This window comes from Novosphingobium sp. BL-52-GroH, assembly GCF_044813085.1.
Lineage (GTDB): Bacteria > Pseudomonadota > Alphaproteobacteria > Sphingomonadales > Sphingomonadaceae > Novosphingobium.
Genome location: NZ_CP171149.1, coordinates 405,118 through 426,337 on the forward strand (window position 1 = coordinate 405,118; position 21,220 = coordinate 426,337).

A 21,220-nucleotide genomic window follows, 5' to 3' on the forward strand; every position below is an offset into this window, starting at 1 on the left:
GCACACCGATGCAGCCCCAGCCGCACGGGTTCGTCGCTCACGCGGAGTACCGAGCCTTGGCCTATCCCTGGACCAGGGCAAGAGCGACCGATGCGCCGGCAGGTCTCCTGGCTCGCGGGTCGAAGCTCGATGCGCAGCCTTCCCGGGATCGTGCGCATCGCGCAAGGTCACCCAGTGGCCGACTTCTCCGAAGGAGAAGTCCCGGCATCCCGCTCGCCGCTTACAGTTGCAGGGACAGCCTCGGATCGGGATGACAGCCGCCATCCCGCCGCGTTCCCTTTTAAGCCCCTCTCGAGGCACCCGCGCGATCGTATCGGGGCCTTTTCCGAAACGGAAGCACCCCGATCATCGCCCGCTAGCTTTCGATCGGCCCTGCTGCAAGCTCATCCGTCATCGAGCGCGGGAAACTTTTGCGGGAGAATTGACCGTCACGATACGGAACGTATATGAACCGTATACGCAACGTCTTGCCGAGGTCTTATGGGCATAGTGAAAATCGACGACGAGCTTCACGAGGAGGCCCGCAAGGCCAGCACCGTCATGTGCCGGTCCATCAATGCGCAGGCCGAGTTCTGGATGAAGATCGGGATGCTTGCCGAGGCCAATCCCACCATGTCCTTCAACGATGTCGTCAAGATGCAGTTCGAGGTGGCCAGAGTGCGCGTGGCTGGCGCGATGGCCGCCTGACATGGTCAAGACCCCCGACGAACTGGCGCTCATGCGCACCTCAGGAAAACTGCTCGCATCGGTTTTCGAGATGCTGGACGGGCAGGACCTGGCCGGCCGCTCGACGATGGAGGTCAACGACTTGGTCGAGCGGTTCATCACCGTGGACTTAGCCGCGCGCCCGGCGAGCAAGGGGCAATACGGCTTCAAGTACGTTCTGAACTGCTCGATCAACCATGTCGTCTGCCATGGCGTGCCCGATCCCGCAGAGATCATCCGCGACGGCGACATCATCAATCTCGACATAACCCTGGAGAAGAACGGCTTCATCGCCGATTCCAGCAAGACCTATCTCGTGGGCAATGCCCCGCCGGCGGCGCGGCGGCTGGTGCAGGTGGCCCGGGAGGCGATGTGGAAGGGCATCAGGCAGGTCCGCCCCGGCGCGCAACTTGGCGACATAGGCCATGCGATCGAGCAGCATGCCAAAAAGAATGGCTACTCGGTGGTCCGGGAATATTGCGGACATGGCATCGGCCGGGAGATGCACGAGGAGCCGCAAGTGCTCAACTTCGGCCGCCCAGGGTCGGGGCTGAGGCTGCGGGAGGGCATGGTCTTCACCATCGAGCCGATGGTTAACCAGGGCACGCGCATGGTCGCGACCGAACGCGACGGATGGACGGTGGTGACCCGGGACCGCAAGCTTTCCGCGCAATTCGAGCACACCGTCGCGGTGACGGCGAGCGGCGTCGAGGTGCTGACGTTGCGCGCCGACGGAACCTGAGGCGGGCCGGTCAGTGCCGGCCGGCCGGCCGGATCACCGCCTCGGCCGTGACCGCGTTGACGAGGGGGCGTCCCGCTTGCGCATCCGCCAGGTTCTGCAGGGTCGTTGTGGCGATGTTGTCCAACGCCTCTTCGGTCAGGAAGGCCTGGTGGCCGGTCACGAGGACGTTGGGGAAGGTCAGCAGGCGCTGGAAATCGTCATCCTCGATGATCTCGCTCGACAGGTCCTCGAAGAACAGGTCGGCTTCCTGCTCGTAGACGTCGAGCGCCACGCCGCCGACCTTGCGGCTCTTGAGCCCGTCGATCAGGGCGCGGGTATCGATCAGCGCCCCGCGGCTGGTGTTGACGACCAGCAGCCCGGGACGCGCGGCGGCGATCATCCGCGCATCGATCAGGTGGCGAGTCTCGGGCGTCAGCGGGCAATGCAGCGTCACGATCTCGCTGGTGGTCAGCAGTTCCTCGCGGGGGACATAGCGCACGCCGATCGCCTCCAGCGCGGGATCGGTCACCATGTCGCTGGCCAGCACCTCGCAGCCGAAGCCCGCCCGCAAAGTCCGGGCGACGAGCGCGCCGATTCGCCCGGTCCCGACGACACCGACGGTACGGCCGTGGAGATTGCGCCCGATCAGCCCTTCCAGGGCGAAATTGTTTTCCCGCACCCGCATCCAGGCGCGCGGTATGCGGCGATCCAGCGCCAGCAGCAGGCCGATGGTGAATTCTGCGACGGCATGGGGCGAATAGGCCGGCACGCGCACGACGCTGAGGCCCAGCTCCCCGGCGGCGACTAGGTCCACGTTGTTGAACCCTGCACAACGCAGCGCGACGTAGCGTGTGCCACCGGCCGCGAGCCGGGCCAGCACCGCGCGGTCGAGACGGTCGTTCACGAAGACACAAACTGCCGGAAATCCTTCGGCAAGCGACACGGTATCACCATCCAGCCGGGGTTCGAGGAACACAAGCTCGTGCCCGAACGCCGCGTTGGCGGCTTCGAGGCAGCGGCGATCGTATGGCTTGGTCGCGTAGACGGCGAGCTTCATGGCGTGATTGCTACCTCATCGCGGCGCGGGAATGGTCCGCCGTGTATGTGCGAAAAAGACCACCGAAATGGCATCCTGGCAATGCCGACGGGATCGGCGGAAACCGCCTCAGGCGCGTTTGCGGGTCGATGGTTTCGCCGGCGCCTTCCCGGATGTTTTCGCCGGGGGCTTCTTGGTCCCCGCTTTTGCCGGCGCCTTTGCCACGGGTTTGGATGCGGCCTTAGGGGCCCCCTTCGCGCTGGACCCGAGCGAACTCTTGAGCGCCGCCATCAGGTCGACGACGTTGCTTCCCCTCGGATCGCCGCCGGCCGCCTCGGTCTCGATATTGAGCGTCCGGCCCTTCTTCTTGCGTTCGATCAGTTCCTTCAGCGCGTCCACGTAGCGATCGTGGAATTCGCTCGCGTCGAACTTTCCCGTCTTCTTGTCGATCAGCGTCGTGGCCAGATCGAGCAGTTCCTCGTCCGGCTCGTCGTCGGCTATGTCGCGGAAATAGCTGGCCGCCTTGTGAACCTCGTCGGCATAGCGCAAGGTCTCCATGACGAGCCCGCGGCCACACGCCTTGATGCTCACCACATATTCGCGCCCCCGCATCGCCAGTTGCCCGAGCCCGATCTTCCGGCTCCGCCGCAACGCCTCGCGCAGCACGATGAACGCCTCCTCCGCAAGGTCATCGGCAGGGACCACGTAATAGGGCTTCTCGAAATAGATCATGTCGATGTCGTGGGCGTCGACGAACTGGGTCAGCTCGAGCGTCTTCTTGCTTTCCAGCTTCACCCCTTCGATCTCGGCCTCGTCGAGCAGGACATACTCGCCCTTGGCATATTCGAAGCCCTTGACGATCTCGTCGACGTCGATCGGACCGATCCCGGGCACGACCTTCTCGTACTTGATGCGCTGGCCGGAGGGTTCGTGGATCTGGTTGAAGGCGATCGCCGCGCCGCTCTTGGTCGCGGAATAGACCTCGACCGGGATCGACACCAGCGCCAGTCGGATCTGGCCCTTCCAGTAGGGGCGTGCGGCCATGAGCGTCTCCTCGATAGATTCGCATAAGCCCCGGCCGGGCCATAGCGTTCCCGCGGTGCACGGAATCAGGCATGCCCGTGTCCGGCGTTAAGTCGAAGGAACAAGCGGGGTCCGCGCCCAATCCGATCAATGGCTGTTGCAGGCCGGCCTACTCGCCCGCGGAAAACGCACTTCCGGGCGATAGGCGTTTGGGTCTTGCGCGCCGCAGGGGATAGGCACACGAGGAGATTCCCCCAACCGAGGTTTCCGAATGCCGATCGTCTTGCGCCTGTTCGCCGCGCTCCTGCTGCTGACAGGCACCGTTCCCGCCACCGCCCAGATCGCGCAGACAAGCAAGGCGTCCCGGCAGATCAAGGACGCGGAAACCGAGCTGAGGGCCGTCGATCACGCGCTCGACAACCGCCTCGATACCGAACTGCGGACCACGCTGCGGGCCCGCGCCACGGCCGCGCAACAGTCGGCGCGAGCCGCCGGCGGCGATCTGGAGGAGCAGATCGCGCTCGTCGACGCGCGGATCGCCGGGCTCGGACCCGTCACCCCGGGGCTGGCGGAAGCTCCGGAGATCCAGCGCCAGCGCCAAAGTCTGACCAAGGGCCGGGCGGCCATCGACGCGGCCGTCAAGCGCGGCCGCCTCGTCGACGTGGAAGCGCAGCAACTTATCGACGAGATCGACCGCAGTCAGGCGGAACAGCTCAACGAGACCCTTTCCACCCGCGTCGCCACGCCGCTGTCGCCGGCGTTCTGGACCGCGATGCTCACCGCCCTGCCCCGCGACTTGCGCCGGGTGCAGCTATTCGCGCAGGAGGGGTCGCGGCAGGTCAGTGCCCAAGGCCGGGGCGGGTTGCCCTGGCAGGTCCTCGCAGGAGCAATCCTCGCGGTTCTGGTGATGGGGCCGCTGCGCATCGCCTGCCGCCATGTCGGCCAGCGCTATCTGATCGGCAACACGCCGGGCCATCGCGTGCGCCGCTCGGTCTTCGCGGTATGGCGAGTGATCGTCGGCACTCTCGCGCCGCTGCTCGCCGCCATTGCCCTGATTCAAGGATTCCGCTGGGCCGGGCTCTTCCCGAGCGGCTGGGACGAACTGCTAGACGGGTTCGTCGGCTCGATCGGCTTCGCCGCGTTCACCGCCTCGCTCGCCGGCGCGGTACTGATGCGCGGGCAACCCTCCTGGCGCCTCGCGCCGATATCCGACGAGACCGCCAACCGCCTGCGCCCCCTGAGCTGGGCGCTCGCCCTGATCGCGTTCGCCAGCGGCCTGCTCGACTCCTTCATCCGGGCGGTCGGCGCCAGCCAGTCCGCGACGACGGCCTGGCAGATGGTCGAGGCGCTCGTGCACTTGCTATGGATCGGCGCCTTCCTGCTCGCGCTCGGCCGGCTCCGCGCCGATCGCGCCGAACGCGACGACGACGCCAGCCTGTCCGCCAGCGCCAGCCTCGCCGTGGTCACGCTGGTCGCCTGGGTGCTGGTGGTCTCGGCCGTGCTCGCGCTCGCGCTGGGCTACGTGGGGCTCAGCCTCTTCGTCGCGAGGCTCATCGTCTGGATCGGCATCCTGGCGTGCGCCCTGTACCTCCTGCTCGGCACGGTGGACGATGCCGCGACGATGCTGTTCAACCGCGACAGCCGCATGGGCCTGACCCTGACGCGCAGCGTCGGTCTGCGCGGCAGCCTCGTCGACCAGTTCGGAGTGCTTGTCTCCGGCGTGCTGCGCGTCGTGCTGGTAGTGGTGGCGCTGGGCCTGCTGGTCACGCCGTTCGGCGGCAGTGGCGGGATCGGCAGCTTCTTCGGCCGCATCGGCACGATTGCCCAGGGCATCGAGATCGGCGGCGTATCCATCTCGCCCGGCGCGATCATCCGTTCGATACTCGTGCTGGCGATCGGCCTCGCGCTGGTCCGCGCGTTCATGAGCTGGCTCGAGAAGCGCTACCTGCCCGCCACCGACCTCGACGGCTCGGGCCGGAACTCGGCCGGGCTAGTCGCCCGCTACGTCGGCATCGCGCTCGCCATCATCTGGTCGCTGGCATCTCTTGGCATCGGCATCGAACGGATCGCGCTGCTCCTGTCTGCCTTGTCGGTGGGCATCGGCTTCGGCCTCCAGGCGATCACACAGAACTTCGTGTCCGGGCTGATCCTGCTCGCGGAGCGCCCCATCAAGATCGGCGACTGGGTGCGCGTCGGCACCGACGAGGGCGACGTGAAGCGCATCAGCGTGCGCTCGACCGAGATCACCCTCCCCGATCACTCGACCCTGATCGTGCCCAATTCCGAACTCATCACCAAGAGCGTGCTCAACAAGACGCTGTCGAGTCCGCTGGGGCGCATCCAGGTCAAGTTCTCGGTCCCGCTCGGCACCGATGTCGACGTGGTCCTCGACATCGTCCTCTCCGCCTTCGCGAACGAGGCTGCGGTGATCGCGGAGCCCGCTCCCGTCGCCTTCATCGATTCGATTGTCGACGGGCGGATCTTCTTCAACTGCTTCGCGCACGTCGCCTCCCCGCGCGACGTCTATCGCACGCGCAGCAACGTGTTCCTCGTCCTGCTGCGCAAGTTCGGCGCGGAAGGGATCGACATCGGCACCGGGCCGCAACGCATGGAACTGGTCTCCACAGAAAGCGGCAGCCTCGACCGGCGGCTCAGGGAGGGCGGTGCCACACCCGGGGATTGAGGCGCCTGTACGACTGTCCCGGACGAGCCCGGTCTAGTCCCCGGCGAGATGCGCCAGTTTCTGCCGGGCACGGTAGATCCGGGTCTCGACCGCCTTGCGCGAGATGCCGAGGATCACCGCGGCCTCGTCCTGTTGAAGGCCCTCGAGCGCGCACAGCAGGAGCGGCTCCTTCAACGATGCCGGAAGCGCGGCGATCGCCGCGTGAATGCGCTCGACCGCGCGGGACGAGACCAGCGCCGTCTCGGGATCGGGCCCGGCGTCGGGAACCCCGGCGGCCTGATCGATCGGCAGCGCGGACGTGAAAAAGCGCCGCACCGCCCGCCGCCGTGACCAGTCGCGGCTCTTGTTCACCGCGATGCGCAGGATCCATGCGCGGAACGGCCGTTCGGGATCGTAGCGCCGCAAGGAGAGGAAGGCCGCGACGAAGCTTTCCTGGGTAACCTCCAGCGCATCCGCCTCGCTGCCAAGATGGCCGCGCACCAGGCGGAACACCGCCTCGCGATGCATCGCCATCAGCGCCGCGAAACCCGCCTGCCGCCCGGCCAGCACATCGGCCACCGCCGCCGCGTCGTCCATCCCCGCCCCGGACACGCCGGGTCAATCCTGCGTCGGCGAGGTCAGGGCCTGGGCCACGGCCGCATCGAAACGCTTCGTCTGATCGGGACGCAGCACCCCGCGCATGGCGAAGACGTGCTGCAGCGTCGCCTTCTGGAGTTCGCCCATCGCCCCGTGCGAGCGGTCGATGGCCTTCTCCACCGCCGGCCCATAGGCATGTTCGCGCTCGATCGCGGCGGCGAGGTCGGCATTGGCTGCCCGCAGCTCGGCTTCCAGTTGCCCGCGGCGTTGCGCGAACCCGCTTTCCAGCGCATCGATCCGGCCCTTCTGGGCTGGGTCGAGATCCAGCTCGCGTGCCATGACGACGTGGAGCCTGCTCTCCTCCGGCCCGATCACCCGCAGCCTGTGGCCGAGCCACAGCGCCCCGAGCGCGACCAGGAAGGCGACCAGCGCGACGAGGACGTAGCGATAGGCGTTGACCAAGGTCAGACGGCCAGCAGGTGCGACGGCGCGGACGCCGGGATTGCGAGCAGCGAGCGGTCCGGCACCCGCTCGGGAGCCGCCATGCCGCCCCACAGGCCCACCGCGGCCGCCACGACGCAAGCGAGGCCCAGGCTGCGCCGCCCCGCCATGCGCTCACGGCCGGCGGCAAGCCCGCTCATGACGGGGCCATCGATGGCCTCCAGCGCCTGCGGCAACGGCGCGCCGCGCAGCATCGAGAGCATTTCGTCAACTTCGTTCATTGGCCTGGTCCCGTGTCCTTCAGCGGTGCTCGCGCGCCGTGCCGCCGCGAGGGCGCGCGTTGTTCCCCTTACGCAGCGGCATGCTACCATCCCTCACCGTTTCGGCAAAAATTGCGGCGCTCATCCGCATTTGCTGTAGCCGCACTGGAAACAGGTCAGGCAAACTTCGATCCGGTGCGCGGTATCGCGGTTACAGCTGGGGCAGGTTTCGCCATGGGCAGTGACCGCTTCCTCGAACAGGAACGTCGCATCGCCGCGCCGGCAGGCAGCCGACAACGTCCGCGTCAGCGCCGCCATCGTTTCGAAGTTCTCCACCAAGCTTGTCGAGATGAAAATCTCGAACGGCACCCGCCGGCCATCTGCGTGGACGTAGTCGTTGATGGTGAGATAGTAGTTCTTCCCGTCGACCGGCACCGTGAGGGACGGGGCGGGAGCGGGTATTTCTCGCGCCAGATGTGGACGGTAACGAGCTGGTCGAGAGGGCCCTGGCTGTCGTTTGCGGTCATCGCTGGACGTCCATCCGTGCTGGTGGTGCCCTATGGGCTGCGCAAAGGCCGGGTCCGCGACCGTCAATTAACGTGTGATGATCAAATCGGGCGGGAAATTCCCACCGGCCAGCGCGGCCCGTTCCCACGATGGGGCTGGAACGGAGGAGCCATGACCTTTAGGATCACGCCAGATGGCCAATATCCTCGCGCAATCCGGCACGTTCTACTATGCCTGCGAATGGCTGGTGCGCCTAGTCATGCTGCTGGCCGTGCCGCTGCGCCGCTCGCCGGAAGCCACGCGAAGCTGGCTGCTGCTGATATTCTTTCTGCCGATCCCGGGCCTGCTGCTCTACCTCGCCATCGGCCGCCCGCGATTTCCGGCCTGGCGCGCCCAGCGCCTGGAGCGGGCGAGAGCGATGCTTTCCGGCCCGATGGCGCGACTGCCCCGCATCCAACCCCCCGGCGACGCCGCGACGCTGGCCACCGGGCTTGGCGGATTTGCGGCTGTCGGCGGCAACCGGATCGAACTGCTGGGCGACTATGACGCGACCATCGACCGCCTGGTCGAGGACATCGAGAGCGCCAGTGCCCATGTGCGGATCCTGGTCTACATCTTCGCAGACGACGCCACCGGCCAGCGCGTCGTCGCAGCGCTCTCGCGCGCGGTGCGGCGCGGGGTCGCGGTTCACGTCCTGCTCGACCCGGTCGGCTCGCACCGCTGGCTCAAGGGCATCATGGCAGCGCTGCGCGGCGCGGGCGTCCACGTCCGCGAGGCCCTCCCCTTCCACTGGCTGCGTGGCCGGACCCGGCGCGACATGCGCAACCATCGCAAGCTGTTCGTGATCGATGACACGATCGGCTATGCCGGGTCGCAGAACATCGTCGACAAGGACTTCCGCCCCGGCGTCGAGAACCGCGAACTGGTCGCCCGCGTCACCGGCCCGGTGGTCGCGCAAATGACAGCGACGTTCCTGACGGACTGGTTCCTCGAGACGGAAGCCATGCCGTCTGGCGACATGGCGCTACCATCGCCCGCCGGCGCCGCGCAGGCGCAGCTCCTGCCCAGCGGCGCCAACTATCCGGTCGAGGGCTTCCAGACGCTGCTGACGGGCCAGATTCATCGCGCCACCCGGCGCGTCGTCGTCACCTCGCCCTATTTCATTCCCGACGAAGGCCTCATCGGCGCGATGCGCACGGCGGTGCTGCGCGGCGTCCAGGTCGACGTCATCGTTTCCGCGGTTATCGACCAGCCACTGGTCGGCCTCGCCCAGCGCTCCTACTACGACGATCTCCTGCGGTCGGGCATCCGCGTCCACCTTTTCCGGGACTACCTGCTCCACGCCAAGAACGTCAGCATCGACGGCGAACTCGGCATCATCGGATCGAGCAACGTCGACTTGCGCTCGTTCCAGCTCAACGACGAAGTGAGCCTGCTGCTCCACGATGCCACCAGCGTGGCGCGGCTGGAGGCCGTCCAGGCCGGCTATATCGCCGGCAGCGACCGCCTGTCCAGGGAGACATGGCAGGCCCGTCCGCGCCTACGCAAGATCACGGAGAACATCGCGCGCATGGTCAGCCCGCTGCTGTGAACGCCTTGCCGGCCCTCGACGCCGCACCGCACAACGCAATACACCGGCACGGTCGGCGATAATTCCGGGACTTTCGCAAGCTGAACCCGGGTGCGGCCGAGAAAAACGAGAACGATGCGATCGTCGTCACAGGCCAAGCAGAAGGCACCCGCAAGTTCACCTCGGCGTCGACGGGCGATGAAGATCGACGTGCCGCTGCTCAATGTGCCGCAATCCATGGCCGCTGTATCCAGCCAGGTGATCCACGAGCAATCCGCGCGGAATATCACGGACGTCCTGCGCAACTTCAGCGGTATCACAGAGGCCAATACTTTCGGGAACATCGGCGACAACTTCATGATCCGCCGATTGGACGGCAACTGCGACCTCAGCGACGAATCGCGACTACGTCTCGCTGAATGTTCACGGCGACGGGGCAGGCCCGCCGTCTTCGATCCCGTCCATGGTCTGCTTCACCAGAACCACGCCAACCTGACCATCATCCCCGAATCCGCAACGATCGACAGCTACGAGACGGCGGCATTCTGTATCCAGGACCTCGTAATGATCGACGACAACTGGATGCTGGTTTCGCCAAGCGTTACGAAACCTACGAGAACTTCCCGCAGAACGGAGCATCCCGCTCCACCGACCAGTCGAGCACCGACAGCTGCCTGCCGCGACGGCACCTCGTCTACCAGCCACGCACCAACGTCTCGGTCTATGTCAGCTACGCGCGGGCCTTCGCTCCCAACTCCTCGGTTCCCGACCAACTCGCCTAAGGTGCCTTCCCGCCAGACAAGAGCCGCAGCTACGAGATCGGCGTCAAGAGCGAAATATTCGCCGCCGGCCCACTACTTTGGCAGCCTACGACATCAGGAAGAACAACGTCCAGGCGATCGTGGACATCGGCGACGGCAATACGATCACCGAGGCTCGTGACGAAGTCACGTCGCGCGGCGTGGAGTGCGACCTCGTGAGCGAGGTCACCCGGCGACTGAGCACGATCGCGTCCTATGCCTATATCGATGCCCGCGATCCGCAGAGTACATCGGGTGGTGCCGTGACAGGCACGGACCCTGATCGTGACAGTGGGGATGCGCTGGTGAACACAGCGGACGGCGATCGCCGGCGGAATATACGCCAAGTTGCTGGCAGGCGGCGACTTTCGGACCGTATTCACGGGTAATCGCAGTTGACGGACGACTGTATCATGTGCTGGTAAGGACTTGTCTTGAGATCGACCGGATCGGATGGACGACTTGCGAACCCTCGCAAATATACAATGGCCCTTGCCGGGAGAATGTCATGGCGGATACCGAACAGCCCGATCTTACCACCCTGACCGTCCAGCTCTTGAGCGCGTATGTCGCGAACAACAGCGTCGCCAGCTCCGAACTCGCGGATCTGATCCAGACGACGAGAACGGCGCTCGCCGGCGAGGCCGTACCCGACGTTCCCGCACCGCCCGAACATGTCGCGGCAGTCTCGGTCCGCAAGAGCCTGTCCTCGCGCGACCATCTGCTCAGCCTGATCGACGGAAAGCCCTACAAGACGCTCAAGCGCCATCTTGCGAGCCACGGATTGACGCCGGCCGAATATCGGGAGCGCTACAACCTGGCGAAGGACTATCCGATGGTCGCGCCCAGCTATTCGGACATGCGCCGCGAAGTCTCGGTGAGACTGGGACTGGGTCGTCGCCCCGCTGTTTCGTCCTCCGCCGAGGCACCGGCCGAAGTCGAGGCCGCTCCCGTCACGACTCCCGTCAAAGCCAAGGCCAAGTCAGCGCCGAAGAAGGCTCCGGCGACGGCCGTGGCCTCCTCTCCGGAAACGCCGGCGGCAAGCACTCCATCCGCGTCTCCTGCCAAGAGCGCGGCGCCCAAGCCTGAAGGCAAGCCCGCGAAGCCGGCACGAAAGGCAAAGCCGAAGGCCGCCGCGCCCGAGGCGGGCACCGTGGCCGACAAGCCGGTCGACGAGGCGGCTGCCGCACCCTCGACCCAGCCCGATGCCGCACCTGCCAAGGCGCGTGCCCGCAAGGCGAGCGGTGCTGCCACCCCGGCTACGGACGGCGCACCGGCACCCCGTCGCCGGATGGCACGCAGCAAGACCGACGCGCCCGTCGCCAAGGCGCCGGCACGCCGTCCCCGCAAGGACAAGAGCGAAACCGAAGCGTAACAGCGAACGAGGAGGCCCGGCCACAAGCCGGGCCTCCGCCGCATCCCGGGGCCAAAGCAGGCGCCATGCCGCCCCCGCCGATCCACGAGGGTGACCGCGCATCGTGCGAAGCCGCTGACCGACGGGCCCGTGGGCCTCCCCGCAGGCCTATGTCAGCGGTCCGCTGGCACCGAACGTCCAGGGACGCCTGTCGGGTGTCGTCAATACCTCCGGCGGCTGGTAGCGCAGCCTGTCGCGTCCCGAGGACAAACCGCTGGATGCGAAGAACCAGAACATCCCCGGATACGGACTCGTAAACGGCGAAATCACGTTCGGACCGCGCGCCGACCGCTGGAACATTGCCCTCTGGGGCAAGAACATTTTCGACAAGTACTACTATACATACGCCGGCCTGCCGGGAAACTCGAACTACGTCCGGGCAGTCGGCGCTCTCGCGACTTACGGCGTGCGCCTTTGAATATCGCTTTAATGCCGACCGCTGCTCGCCGCGCCCGCGATCGCAAACCTGTTCGGCCTAAAACCCTCGGACATCGGACTGTATTTCACAGTGGAGCAGTCCTTGCGTTCGCGCGGTACGCTGATGGTGCTGAGCATGACGCTCGCGGGGCGCTCGAGCGAACGCGAGCGGTTGTTCGCGCTGTGGCTGGTGGTGGGAGCGAGCCTCCTCTACCTGCTCCCCCGGGGGTTCGAAACTTTCGGGCTCGCCTTCCTCTACGGGCAGATCGCTGGGCCACTTGGCGCCGATGCCCTTCTGCTGAGGCTAGCAAGGCAACTGGAAGAAGCCCGGCCCCCGGTTCGACAGGCTGGCGCCTTTCACCGGGTGATCGCAGTCCCCAAGTGCATGTCAGCACAGCGTGTCGTGCAATTCGGGCGAAAGATACAGCCGATGCGTCGCGCGGGTGCAGGCGACGTAGAGCAGGTTGATCTGCTGGTCTGCCTCGACCGTTTTCGTCATGTCCTTGCGGCGTCGCGCGACGAGGTTGGCGGGGTCCTCGAAATCGTCGAGAACGACCACGGTGTCGAACTCGCGCCCCTTGGCCTTGTGGGCGGTGGAGACGATCAGGGCGGCATCGGCTTCGCGGTCGCGGTGCAGCGTACCCAGCCGGTTCAGGATGGCAGGCAGGCGGTCGCCGTGCCGCTCGACGATATCGCGCAGCCGCCGCGCTTCGCCGTCGCCGCGATTGGCGGCATGGTCGAACAACGCCCAGGAGGTGAACCGCGCCACGCCGGCGTCCATCACCTGATGGTGGCGGCGCTGGCGCAGGGCCAAGGTGGAGGAGAGCTGTCGTTGCAGATCGGCGATGCCGCCGATCAGGTGGAAAGGCTGCTCGATCGTCGCCAGACTCTCGAACAGGCGGGCGTTGGTGCGGGCCAGGATCGCCGTGCCCGGGCGCGGTTGCAGCTTGCCGGCATAGCGCAGCACTTGCGTCTCGCGATCGGGGTTGCCGCGCAGCGGATGGCGCGGCGGCCGGGAGCTGTGGCGCAATATCCGATTGGCAAGCGCTGCCACGTCCGGACCGAACCGCCAGCTATGGGTAAGCGGCAGTTCGGCGGTATCGAATTCGTCCATGGCGTCGACCGCGCCGCGAAATCGGTAGATGGACTGGTACGGATCACCGACCAGGATCGTCGGCAGCCCCGCCTTCCTGGCGATGGAGATGAGCACCGGGTTCAGGTCCTGTGCCTCGTCGAGCAAGAGATACCCGAAGCCGCCCTCGATCCGGTGCCACAGTTCGAAGGCCTTGAGATAGGTGTCGTGAGTGATCGGCAACTCGTGGCCGTCGAACTTGAGCAAAGTTCGCACGATCTCGCGCGTCATCTCGCGCACCGGCACCCGCTGCGACTTGCTGGCAAGGTCGCAATGGTCGGGGCGGATCTTGGAGCCGGCATCGATCAGAAAATTGTCGATCGTGCGCAGGATCGCGGCGCGCACCTGCCAGTCGGTCATCCCGCGCACCGGCTGGATCAGGTGATCGAAGGCGCGCAGATGCTCGTGTCGGTAGCGGGGTACGAGATCGACCGTCCGCCTGCCGACGTCGAGCGCGCGATGGGCGAAGCTGTGCGCGGTACGGGTCTCGATCAGGGGCGGGAACTTGCGCCCCGCCTCGTCGGCGATCGCGCGGTTGAAGGCCAGGTAGAGCGCCCGCGCCGGCCATCGCTTGCCGTAACGGACCAGCGTGGACGTCTTGCCGCACCCCGCGCCCGCGACGACCTTGACGGTGCCGGTCGGGGGCCGATCGAGAATGGCTTGCTGCTCGGGCGTCGGTATCATCGCCGCCTGATCGCGACGCGGGTCCACGGCGTCAAGTGTAGCCGGAATAGAGGAAATCGTCGTACCGGGCTTGATCCGAGACGACGGATCGGGGTGGCCCAACCCAATCAAGCGGGTTGCGGTAGATCGGATTGCCGATGAGCAGGCGCTTGCCCGCGATGGCAGCGGCAGGGTGCCACCCATGGTCACGGTCTTTCCGCCAGCCGCGCTCGCCACGATATTGAGCTCTTGGCTGCGGTCGGTGCCGGCCAGGCTGAAGTGTTCGTAATGGGGCGTTCCCTCGCGGCCGGGGATGTCGATCATCGAATCGAAGTACGGCGCATCGACGGCCGGTTCGGCACCCCGCGACGCCACGTTGTGATCGCTCACCGCCACGAAATCGAGCCGTGGAACTTTGCGTCGCTCTGCCAGGTATGCGTGTGGAAATCGCCGCGCTATCAGCCCCTGCCCACTTTCACCGGCGCCTCGACAAGCGCCTGCACGGCGGGACCGCGCTCGAAATGTACGACGAGCCTGTAGCGCACGCTGGCGCCGTCCCGGATGCTGGCGACCGCGAGGCTGGCGCGCCACCCTGCACTGCTCTCGGAGGCCGGCCATTCGTGCTATGCGACGCCCGAGTACGATGGCTACTATCGCCGGGGAGAGGCACGCAACGTCGTCACGGTCGACGGTCATGCCGTGCCGCCAAGCAACCACCTGTCGAAACACACCGCGCATCTGGACTTTGGCTCGTAGACCAAAGTCGCCCTTTCATCCCCCTTTGCTCCTAAGCTTTCGCCCTGCCGCCCGGCGCGGTGTCGGACTCACGGCGGACCAGCTCGAACCCCATCTGCCGGTGTCTGGGAAGCGAACGGTGCCCCTCGCGACGGGCCCGCACGTCCTCGATCAGCAACTGCACTGCCGCACGCGACATTTCGGCGATGGGTTGCCGGATGGTCGTCAATTCGGGCCAAATCGCGGTGGCCTGAGGCGCGTCGTCGAAGCCGACCACGGAAAGGTCGCCCGGAACGTCGAGGCCCATGCGGTGTGCCACCGAGACGGCTGCCGCAGCCATGTCGTCGTTGCTGGCGAAGAGGGCGGTGGGAGGCTGTCGCAACCCCATCAAGGCGCCGGCGGCCTCGAGTCCGGAGCGGTAGGTGAATAGCCCCTCGGCGATCAGGTCGCTATCGGATGCCAGGCCGGCATCGCCCAGTGCATCGAGATAACCGTACAGTCGCAAGGCGCTCGCGGTCTGGTCGGGATTGCCGGCGACGAACCCGATGCGACGGTGCCCAAGCGAAACCAGATGGCCGGTCATCGCGCGAGCCGCCGCGCGATCGTCGATATTGACCGAGGACAGGGCGATCGGCGGCCGCCCCGACGCCACCGCGACGGCCGGAACGCCGGCATCCACAAGCAGCCCATGAAGGTCGGCGACATCGCACAACGGAGGCGGAAGAATGACTCCGTCGATACCTCCTTCGATCAGTCGCCGGACGGTCTCCAGCCGCCGCTGCGCACTATCGCATAGCTGGACGACGAGTTGCACGTTTTCCCGATTCGCCTGATCGAGGCTGCCCACCAGGAACTCGTTGAGATAGCCCGCGCTGGGATTGCTGTAGAGCAGGCCGATCCGGATCTCGCTCGCTGCGGCCAGGCTGCGGGCCGCCGCGCTCGGGGAATAGTTCAGCGCCTCGATGGCCGCCTGCACCCGCTCGCGCGTCTGCTGGCGCACGTTGGCCTTGCCATTCAGGACCCGCGACACCGTCATCAGCGAGACATCGGCAAGCCGGGCCACGTCGGCGATGGTCACCCCCGCCAGCGTTCGCCGCGAGGACTTCTCCCTTGCGGGCCCGTGATCGGTATCGCCGTCAGCCAAAGTACGTCGCCACGCTCGTATTCTCCTGCCTCGGGCTGGAAGGCTGCTAACCCGGACACGGGCCGCCAGCAACCCGCCCGCCATTTGCCCATGCGTCGTGAACGACTTGATCGCGCCGCCATAGGGCATAGACAGGTGCGATGCAGGACCGCCCCGGAAAATCACGCGAGAACGATCCCACCATCGAGGACGTGGCAGCCGCGGCAGGGGTCTCGATCCGAACCGTATCGCGGGTGTTGAACAAGTCGCCCAAGGTCAACGCCGAGACACGCAGCCGCATCGAGGCCGAGATCGAACGATTGCACTTCCGGCCGAGCCTGCGCGCGCGCGCCTTTGCAATGCGGCGCTCGTTCCTGATCGGACTGGTGCACAACGACCGCAATGCGCTGGTGCTCGATTCCATCCAGCGCGGGATCGTCGAGCTGACGGCGGCACGCGGTTACGAACTCATCGTCCACCCGACCCCGCTCGAGGCGGGCGCGGCGATCGGCGACGTGATCGGCTTCGCCGAACGCTCGCGGGTGGACGGGCTCGTCATCCTGCCACCGGTCTCGGGCGTGGCTGGCCTTGCCGCCGCACTCGACGCCGCCCAGGTGCCGGCGGTGGCGCTGTCCTCGGTTCCGATCGAAGGATTTGCAGGCGTCATCCTGAGCGACGAGCGCGCTGCAGGAGCGCAAGTGGCCCGGCACCTGCTGGACCTTGGCCACCGCCGGCTGGCGATCATCAACGGTCCCGCCGACACCGCCTCGGCCATGGAGCGGCGGGCCGGCTTTCTCGAAGAAGCCGCGCGTCAAGCCGACGCCTCGGTCGCCGAAGCTTTCGGCGACTACGCCTTCGAATCCGGGGGGAAGGCCGCCCATCTCCTGCTCGACCTCGCGCAACGCCCGACCGCCATCTTCGCTGCCAACGACATCATGGCCGCGGGCGTGCTCAAGGTCGCGGCGAACCGGGGCATCGACGTCCCGGCCGACTTGTCCGTCGTCGGCTTCGACGGCAGCCTGCTGACACGCATGCTGACCCCCGCCCTTACCTCGGTGCTGCGGCCGTTCGGTGCGATGGCGGCGGCGGCGGCCGATCAGCTCATCGCCCGCATCGAGGGCATGCCACCGCCAGCTCCGTTTCACGCGACGCTGCACATCCTCCCCGCCGAGACGACCGGCCCAGCGCCCCGATGCGAGGCGACGGCCTGAGCGATCGGGCCGAGATTGGCTGCCGAAGCCTGCGTCGAGCGCGACCAGGCCAGCTTCGACGCTTCGCTCAAAGCATTGATCGCCCAGTTCCCCGGATATCTCGCGCATAACTGCACGGGCAGCGGAAGCGCTGCCCGACCGCATCGCCGCCATCGCCAGCGGCGAGCCGGCATGCCACGAGAGCAACGGCGAAGGCTCCATCGGCTTCTGGAAACGCGGCGTCGCGCTCTGACACCGGGCCGAAGAATGCCGACGACGAACGCCGCGAGGCACTTGCGCCTTGCCCCTGCCCTTGGCTGTCCAATGCGATTGCGGGCACGATCGCTGCGGTGAAGACAATGCTCCCGGGCCCGGCCTCCCCTATGCGGAAAGCCGCACTGGCTCTAGCCGCCGCCCGTTCCCAACCGATTTCCTTTGCGCGAAAGGACCCCGCACATGCTGACCGGCGCCATTCTCATCGGCCGCGACGAACTTTTCACCCAGTCCGCCTATACCGCCGTGAACCCGGCGACGGGGGGCCCCATCGAGCCGCGCTTCACAATGGCCGGCCTGCCAGAGGTGGAGCGCGCCTGCGCACTCGCCGATGCCGCCGCCATCGCCTTCGCCGAAACGGCACCCGAAACGCGGGCTGTCTTCCTCGAGACCATCGCCGATCAGGTCATCGCGATTGGCGACGACCTGATCGTGCGTGCCATGGCGGAGACCGGCCTGCCCCGCGGCAGACTGGAAGGCGAGCGCGGCCGCACCGTGGGCCAGCTACACCTGTTCGCACAAGTGCTGCGCGAGGGTAGCTGGGCCGGGCTGACGATCGATCAGGCACTGCCCGACCGCGCGCCCCTGCCCCGTCCCGACTTGCGTATGCGACAGGTCGCGCTTGGCCCCGTGGTGGTGTTCGGCGCCAGCAACTTCCCGCTCGCATTCTCGGTCGCCGGAGGAGATACCGCCTCCGCGTTCGCGGCCGGTTGCCCGGTGATCGTCAAGGGCCACTCGGCGCATCCGGGTACGGGCGAACTCGTCGCCCGCGCGGTCCAGCGTGCCGTCGCGCGATGCGGATTGCCCGAAGGCACTTTCTCCTATCTGCCCGCCACGCGCGAGGCCGGCACGGCGCTGGTCACCGACCATCGGGTCAAGGCGGTCGGCTTCACCGGATCGCGCGGCGGCGGCCTCGCGCTGATGCGCGCCGCCTCCGGCCGGCCCGAGCCGATCCCAGTCTATGCCGAGATGAGTTCCAGCAACCCGGTCATCCTGTTCCCGGCGGCCCTCAAGGAACGCGCAGCGGCGGCCGGCGTCGCCTTCGTCGAATCGCTGACGCTGGGGGCGGGCCAGTTCTGCACCAACCCCGGCCTCGTGATCGCCATCGACGGCCCCGATCTCGACACGTTCCTGGCCGCGGCCAGCGAGACGATGGCGGCCAGCGCCGCGCAGGACATGCTGACGCCCGGCATCCATTCCGCCTTCGAGGAGGGCGTAGCCACCCTGGCCGGGCATGCGGCGGTGGTCACCGTGGCTCGAGGGCACGAACCGCAAGGCCCCCATCAGGCCCGGGCAGCGCTGTTCAGGACCAACGCCGCGGACTTCCTCGCCGATGCGGCCCTGGGTGCCGAAGTGTTCGGCGCATCCTCGCTGGTCATCACGGTTTCGGACATGGCGGAGGCCGGCACGGTCCTCGCGGCCCTCGAAGGCCAGCTCACCGCGACCCTGATCGTCGATGCCGAAGACGAACCCGCAGCGGCGCGCCTGCTGCCCGTGCTGGAGCGCAAGGTCGGCCGCATCCTCGTCAACGGCTGGCCGACGGGCGTGGAGGTATGCCACGCGATGGTCCACGGTGGCCCCTTCCCGTCCACTTCGGACGGACGTTCGACTTCAGTGGGGGCGAGGGCGATCGAGCGCTTCCTGCGGCCCGTCTGCTACCAGAACATGCCTGTAGCAATGCTCCCCGAAGCGTTGCGCGACGGCAATCCATGGCAGGCTCCTCGCCGGATCGATGGCGTGTTGAAGCTCTCCTGACGGACCGCAGGACGATGGAGAGGCAAATGGACGATCTCGCCTCCGGCCGGCCACACCCGCGCAAGTCGGCCGGCCTCGCCCTGGACCGCAGGACCATGTTTGCCGGGCTCATGGCCGCCAGTGCTGGATGGTCGGTCTCGTCGGGTGCCATGGCCGCCGCACCCATGCGGCCGTTTCGCGAAACCGGACAAGCGATCGATCTCTGGCCAGGGACACCTCCGGGGGCGTCGGCGCAGATGCCGGTCGAAAAGATCGAAGACCGCTCGACGATCCCGGGCTCTCCCGATCGGGTGATTCACGGCATCGCCCGGCCGCGAATGGTGGCGTTTCGGCCGGAGCGCCCCAACGGTGCGTCGGTGCTGGTCATTCCCGGCGGCGGCTATCGCTGGATGACGCTGGACAAGGGCGGCTACCAGATCGCGCAATGGCTGACCGAACACGGCTACACGGCCTTCGTGCTGATCTATCGCCTGCCCGGCGAAGGCTGGGCCAACCGCGCGGACACGCCGCTGGCCGATGCCCAGCGCGCCATCCGCCTCATTCGCGCGCGGAGCGCCGCATGGAACCTTGCCCCGGACCGCGTAGCGACCCTGGGCCTGTCTGCGGGCGGCCATCTCTGCGCCGATCTCGCAAGCCGGTTCACGACCGCGGCCTACGTCCCCGTGGATGCGGCGGACACGCTGTCCGCGCGTCCCTGGTGCGCGGCTCCGATCTATCCCGTCGTCAGCATGGACGCACGGATCGCACATGCTGGATCGCGGGAAAAGCTGCTGGGCCCCGATCCGAGCCCACGGCTGGAAGCGCTCCATTCGGTCGACCGCGTCGTCACCGCGAACACCCCGCCGCACTTCCTCGTCCACGCCGAAGACGACCCGACGGTGCCGGTGGAAAACACCCTGCGGCTGCGTGCGGCGCTCAAGGCCGCCGGGGTGAAGGTGAACACGCACCTGTTCGATGAAGGCGGCCATGGCTTCGGCATCTGGAACATCGCCGGAAAGCCCGTGTCGGCGTGGCCGGACCTGTGGCTGGACTGGGCCGGGCGCGTCGGCCTCGGCTGAGCCGGCCAAGCCTGGACGGGACGCACGAAAACAGGGATGAACCCGGCCCCGGAGGGGTTGGAGCGGGTTCATCCCTGCGACGATGTCTCTGCGGCGGGCTGGCACACGGGCTGTTGGAGCAACCCGTGTGCGGGGGATTTACGCAGGTGCCCGCAGCGAGGCATTCGCCTTGTCGACAAGGGTGAGCAGGTCCCGCTGCTCGGCGTCGGTCAGGTCCGTGAGAGGCGAGCGAACCGGGCCGGCAGGACGGCCGACCACGTTCATCCCCGCCTTGACGATCGAGACCGCATAGCCCGAATTACGGTTGCGGATCGCGATGTAGGGCAGCACGAAATCGCTGAGCATCGCGATGACGCTTGCCTTGTCGCGTGCCCGGACCGCCTTGTAGAAGCCCAGCGCCCATTCCGGCATGAAGTTGAAGATCGCCGAGGAGTACGTCGTCACGCCCATTTCGAGATAGGCCGGGGCGAACGTCTCGGCAGTGGGCAAGCCGCCGATGTAGGTCAGCCTTTCACCCATCCTGGCATAGATGCGCATCATCAGTTCGACATCACCGACGCCGTCCTTGTAGCCGATGAGGTTGGCATTGCGTTCGCACAGCCCCGCCAGCGTATCTTCGTTGATGATCGCGTTGTCGCGATTGTAGACGATCACGCCCAGCGAGGTCGCCTTGCAGACCGCCTCGATATGCACGGCGAGGCCTTCCTGCGTCGAATTTACGAGGTAGGGGGGAAGCAGCAGGATGCCGTTGGCGCCGGCCTTCTCGACATCGCGGGCGATGCCGGTCGCGATCGCGGTGCCATAGCCGCAGCCGGACAGCACCGGCACCTTGCCGCCCGCTTCCTCGACCGCCGCCTTGACCACCACCGGTACTTCGGCCGGCGTCAGCGAGAAGAACTCGCCCGTCCCGCCGGCGGCGAACAGGCCCGCGACATCGTAGTCCGAAAGCCACGCGAGATGCTCGCGGTAGGCTCCTTCGTCGAACGCCAGGTCCTGGTCGAAATGCGTGACCGGGAACGAGAGAAGGCCTCCGCCGATCTGGGCGGCCAATTCCTGAGGCGACATCGCTAATGCTCCAATTGATCCTGTGCCACTTTGCTAGCGGTCTCGGGCCCGCGCACCCACCGCTTAGAATGGA

At 66.9% G+C, this 21,220-nt stretch carries 20 protein-coding genes, 1 pseudogene and 1 riboswitch; of the genes and pseudogenes, 12 read left to right on the forward strand and 9 right to left on the reverse strand.

Annotation, left to right across the window (positions count from 1 at the left end; translation table 11 throughout):
* Nucleotides 1–79: 79 nt before the first annotated feature.
* Nucleotides 80–319: riboswitch (cobalamin riboswitch) on the reverse strand.
* Nucleotides 320–480: 161 nt separating this feature from the next.
* Together ACFFDA_RS01800 and map are read left to right on the forward strand one after the other, a co-directional pair.
* On the forward strand, nucleotides 481–687 hold the full coding sequence (locus tag ACFFDA_RS01800; protein WP_404477884.1) for a ParD-like family protein: 207 nt from the start codon (nucleotides 481–483) through the stop codon (nucleotides 685–687).
* Between the two features lies 1 nt (nucleotide 688).
* Nucleotides 689–1,447 (forward strand): type I methionyl aminopeptidase, encoded by a 759-nt coding sequence (map, locus tag ACFFDA_RS01805; protein ID WP_404477885.1) that lies wholly within the window; start codon nucleotides 689–691, stop codon nucleotides 1,445–1,447.
* Between the two features lie 10 nt (nucleotides 1,448–1,457).
* Here map and ACFFDA_RS01810 read toward each other — a convergent pair whose 3' ends face one another.
* Both ACFFDA_RS01810 and ACFFDA_RS01815 read right to left on the reverse strand, forming a co-directional pair.
* Nucleotides 1,458–2,483, reverse strand: coding sequence for a 2-hydroxyacid dehydrogenase (locus ACFFDA_RS01810; protein WP_404477886.1), 1,026 nt, complete (start codon nucleotides 2,481–2,483; stop codon nucleotides 1,458–1,460).
* A 108-nt stretch (nucleotides 2,484–2,591) separates the two neighbouring features.
* Nucleotides 2,592–3,506, reverse strand: a complete 915-nt coding sequence (locus tag ACFFDA_RS01815; protein ID WP_404477887.1) for a Ku protein — start codon at nucleotides 3,504–3,506, stop codon at nucleotides 2,592–2,594.
* A 250-nt stretch (nucleotides 3,507–3,756) separates the two neighbouring features.
* Here ACFFDA_RS01815 and ACFFDA_RS01820 point away from each other — a divergent pair, with 250 nt between their 5' ends.
* Complete coding sequence (locus ACFFDA_RS01820; RefSeq protein WP_404477888.1) at nucleotides 3,757–6,168, forward strand: DUF3772 domain-containing protein; 2,412 nt, start codon at nucleotides 3,757–3,759, stop codon at nucleotides 6,166–6,168.
* Nucleotides 6,169–6,201: 33 nt separating this feature from the next.
* Here the strand turns inward: ACFFDA_RS01820 and ACFFDA_RS01825 are convergent, their stop codons facing one another.
* The 4 genes from ACFFDA_RS01825 to ACFFDA_RS01840 all read right to left on the reverse strand — a co-directional run bounded on the left by ACFFDA_RS01825 (nucleotide 6,202) and on the right by ACFFDA_RS01840 (nucleotide 7,880).
* The gene (locus ACFFDA_RS01825) at nucleotides 6,202–6,744 is read right to left on the reverse strand and encodes an RNA polymerase sigma factor (RefSeq protein ID WP_404477889.1); all 543 of its coding nucleotides are present in this window, start codon (nucleotides 6,742–6,744) and stop codon (nucleotides 6,202–6,204) included.
* Between the two features lie 21 nt (nucleotides 6,745–6,765).
* Nucleotides 6,766–7,206, reverse strand: coding sequence for a periplasmic heavy metal sensor (locus tag ACFFDA_RS01830; protein WP_404477890.1), 441 nt, complete (start codon nucleotides 7,204–7,206; stop codon nucleotides 6,766–6,768).
* A gap of 2 nt (nucleotides 7,207–7,208) precedes the next feature.
* The gene (locus ACFFDA_RS01835; RefSeq protein WP_404477891.1) at nucleotides 7,209–7,466 is read right to left on the reverse strand and encodes a hypothetical protein; all 258 of its coding nucleotides are present in this window, start codon (nucleotides 7,464–7,466) and stop codon (nucleotides 7,209–7,211) included.
* Between the two features lie 120 nt (nucleotides 7,467–7,586).
* Nucleotides 7,587–7,880 carry a hypothetical protein gene (locus ACFFDA_RS01840; RefSeq protein WP_404477892.1) on the reverse strand — a complete coding sequence of 98 codons (294 nt, stop codon included), beginning with the start codon at nucleotides 7,878–7,880 and terminating at the stop codon, nucleotides 7,587–7,589.
* 265 nt (nucleotides 7,881–8,145) lie between these two features.
* On the opposite strand from ACFFDA_RS01840, the gene ACFFDA_RS01845 reads away from it, so the two are divergent.
* The 5 genes and pseudogenes from ACFFDA_RS01845 to ACFFDA_RS01865 all read left to right on the forward strand — a co-directional run bounded on the left by ACFFDA_RS01845 (nucleotide 8,146) and on the right by ACFFDA_RS01865 (nucleotide 11,697).
* The gene (locus ACFFDA_RS01845) at nucleotides 8,146–9,543 is read left to right on the forward strand and encodes a phospholipase D-like domain-containing protein (RefSeq protein ID WP_404477893.1); all 1,398 of its coding nucleotides are present in this window, start codon (nucleotides 8,146–8,148) and stop codon (nucleotides 9,541–9,543) included.
* 177 nt (nucleotides 9,544–9,720) lie between these two features.
* A pseudogene (locus ACFFDA_RS01850) lies at nucleotides 9,721–9,888 on the forward strand (TonB-dependent receptor plug domain-containing protein); the annotation flags it as partial.
* Nucleotides 9,889–9,941: 53 nt separating this feature from the next.
* Nucleotides 9,942–10,304: a TonB-dependent receptor domain-containing protein gene (locus ACFFDA_RS01855; protein WP_404477894.1), complete on the forward strand. Its 363-nt coding sequence runs from the start codon at nucleotides 9,942–9,944 to the stop codon at nucleotides 10,302–10,304.
* 77 nt (nucleotides 10,305–10,381) lie between these two features.
* The gene (locus ACFFDA_RS01860) at nucleotides 10,382–10,711 is read left to right on the forward strand and encodes a hypothetical protein (RefSeq protein ID WP_404477895.1); all 330 of its coding nucleotides are present in this window, start codon (nucleotides 10,382–10,384) and stop codon (nucleotides 10,709–10,711) included.
* Between the two features lie 119 nt (nucleotides 10,712–10,830).
* Complete coding sequence (locus ACFFDA_RS01865) at nucleotides 10,831–11,697, forward strand: MucR family transcriptional regulator (protein ID WP_404477896.1); 867 nt, start codon at nucleotides 10,831–10,833, stop codon at nucleotides 11,695–11,697.
* 844 nt (nucleotides 11,698–12,541) lie between these two features.
* Here ACFFDA_RS01865 and ACFFDA_RS01870 read toward each other — a convergent pair.
* Nucleotides 12,542–14,338, reverse strand: a complete 1,797-nt coding sequence (locus ACFFDA_RS01870) for a UvrD-helicase domain-containing protein (RefSeq protein WP_404477897.1) — start codon at nucleotides 14,336–14,338, stop codon at nucleotides 12,542–12,544.
* Between the two features lie 171 nt (nucleotides 14,339–14,509).
* Between ACFFDA_RS01870 and ACFFDA_RS01875 the strand changes: the two genes are divergently transcribed.
* The gene (locus ACFFDA_RS01875; protein WP_404477898.1) at nucleotides 14,510–14,704 is read left to right on the forward strand and encodes a hypothetical protein; all 195 of its coding nucleotides are present in this window, start codon (nucleotides 14,510–14,512) and stop codon (nucleotides 14,702–14,704) included.
* A 31-nt stretch (nucleotides 14,705–14,735) separates the two neighbouring features.
* Here ACFFDA_RS01875 and ACFFDA_RS01880 read toward each other — a convergent pair whose 3' ends face one another.
* Entirely contained in the window at nucleotides 14,736–15,956 is a 1,221-nt protein-coding gene (locus ACFFDA_RS01880) for a LacI family DNA-binding transcriptional regulator (protein ID WP_404477899.1), read from the reverse strand.
* An 11-nt stretch (nucleotides 15,957–15,967) separates the two neighbouring features.
* Between ACFFDA_RS01880 and ACFFDA_RS01885 the strand changes: the two genes are divergently transcribed.
* From ACFFDA_RS01885 to ACFFDA_RS01895, 3 genes are all read left to right on the forward strand, one after another.
* A complete protein-coding gene (locus ACFFDA_RS01885; protein ID WP_404477900.1) occupies nucleotides 15,968–17,017 on the forward strand; it encodes a LacI family DNA-binding transcriptional regulator in 1,050 nt (349 codons plus the stop codon).
* A 435-nt stretch (nucleotides 17,018–17,452) separates the two neighbouring features.
* Nucleotides 17,453–19,024 (forward strand): aldehyde dehydrogenase (NADP(+)), encoded by a 1,572-nt coding sequence (locus ACFFDA_RS01890; protein WP_404477901.1) that lies wholly within the window; start codon nucleotides 17,453–17,455, stop codon nucleotides 19,022–19,024.
* Nucleotides 19,025–19,050: 26 nt separating this feature from the next.
* Nucleotides 19,051–20,082, forward strand: coding sequence for an alpha/beta hydrolase (locus tag ACFFDA_RS01895; RefSeq protein ID WP_404477902.1), 1,032 nt, complete (start codon nucleotides 19,051–19,053; stop codon nucleotides 20,080–20,082).
* 138 nt (nucleotides 20,083–20,220) lie between these two features.
* Here the strand turns inward: ACFFDA_RS01895 and kdgD are convergent, their stop codons facing one another.
* Nucleotides 20,221–21,147 (reverse strand): 5-dehydro-4-deoxyglucarate dehydratase, encoded by a 927-nt coding sequence (kdgD, locus tag ACFFDA_RS01900; RefSeq protein WP_404477903.1) that lies wholly within the window; start codon nucleotides 21,145–21,147, stop codon nucleotides 20,221–20,223.
* Between the last annotated feature and the right edge of the window lie 73 nt (nucleotides 21,148–21,220).

Bases quoted from the DNA above. Each gene is read 5' to 3' on its own strand.
- ACFFDA_RS01815 (WP_404477887.1), bottom strand. From the start codon at position 3,506: ATGGCCGCACGCCCCTACTGGAAGGGCCAGATCCGACTGGCGCTGGTG.
- ACFFDA_RS01890 (WP_404477901.1), top strand. From the start codon at position 17,453: ATGCTGACCGGCGCCATTCTCATCGGCCGCGACGAACTTTTCACCCAG.
- ACFFDA_RS01845 (WP_404477893.1), top strand. From the start codon at position 8,146: ATGGCCAATATCCTCGCGCAATCCGGCACGTTCTACTATGCCTGCGAA.
- ACFFDA_RS01875 (WP_404477898.1), top strand. From the start codon at position 14,510: ATGCTGGCGACCGCGAGGCTGGCGCGCCACCCTGCACTGCTCTCGGAG.
- ACFFDA_RS01880 (WP_404477899.1), bottom strand. From the start codon at position 15,956: ATGCCCTATGGCGGCGCGATCAAGTCGTTCACGACGCATGGGCAAATG.
- ACFFDA_RS01885 (WP_404477900.1), top strand. From the start codon at position 15,968: ATGCAGGACCGCCCCGGAAAATCACGCGAGAACGATCCCACCATCGAG.
- ACFFDA_RS01835 (WP_404477891.1), bottom strand. From the start codon at position 7,466: ATGAACGAAGTTGACGAAATGCTCTCGATGCTGCGCGGCGCGCCGTTG.
- kdgD (WP_404477903.1), bottom strand. From the start codon at position 21,147: ATGTCGCCTCAGGAATTGGCCGCCCAGATCGGCGGAGGCCTTCTCTCG.
- ACFFDA_RS01825 (WP_404477889.1), bottom strand. From the start codon at position 6,744: ATGGACGACGCGGCGGCGGTGGCCGATGTGCTGGCCGGGCGGCAGGCG.
- ACFFDA_RS01820 (WP_404477888.1), top strand. From the start codon at position 3,757: ATGCCGATCGTCTTGCGCCTGTTCGCCGCGCTCCTGCTGCTGACAGGC.
- ACFFDA_RS01865 (WP_404477896.1), top strand. From the start codon at position 10,831: ATGGCGGATACCGAACAGCCCGATCTTACCACCCTGACCGTCCAGCTC.
- ACFFDA_RS01800 (WP_404477884.1), top strand. From the start codon at position 481: ATGGGCATAGTGAAAATCGACGACGAGCTTCACGAGGAGGCCCGCAAG.
- ACFFDA_RS01855 (WP_404477894.1), top strand. From the start codon at position 9,942: ATGTTCACGGCGACGGGGCAGGCCCGCCGTCTTCGATCCCGTCCATGG.
- map (WP_404477885.1), top strand. From the start codon at position 689: ATGGTCAAGACCCCCGACGAACTGGCGCTCATGCGCACCTCAGGAAAA.
- ACFFDA_RS01810 (WP_404477886.1), bottom strand. From the start codon at position 2,483: ATGAAGCTCGCCGTCTACGCGACCAAGCCATACGATCGCCGCTGCCTC.
- ACFFDA_RS01895 (WP_404477902.1), top strand. From the start codon at position 19,051: ATGGACGATCTCGCCTCCGGCCGGCCACACCCGCGCAAGTCGGCCGGC.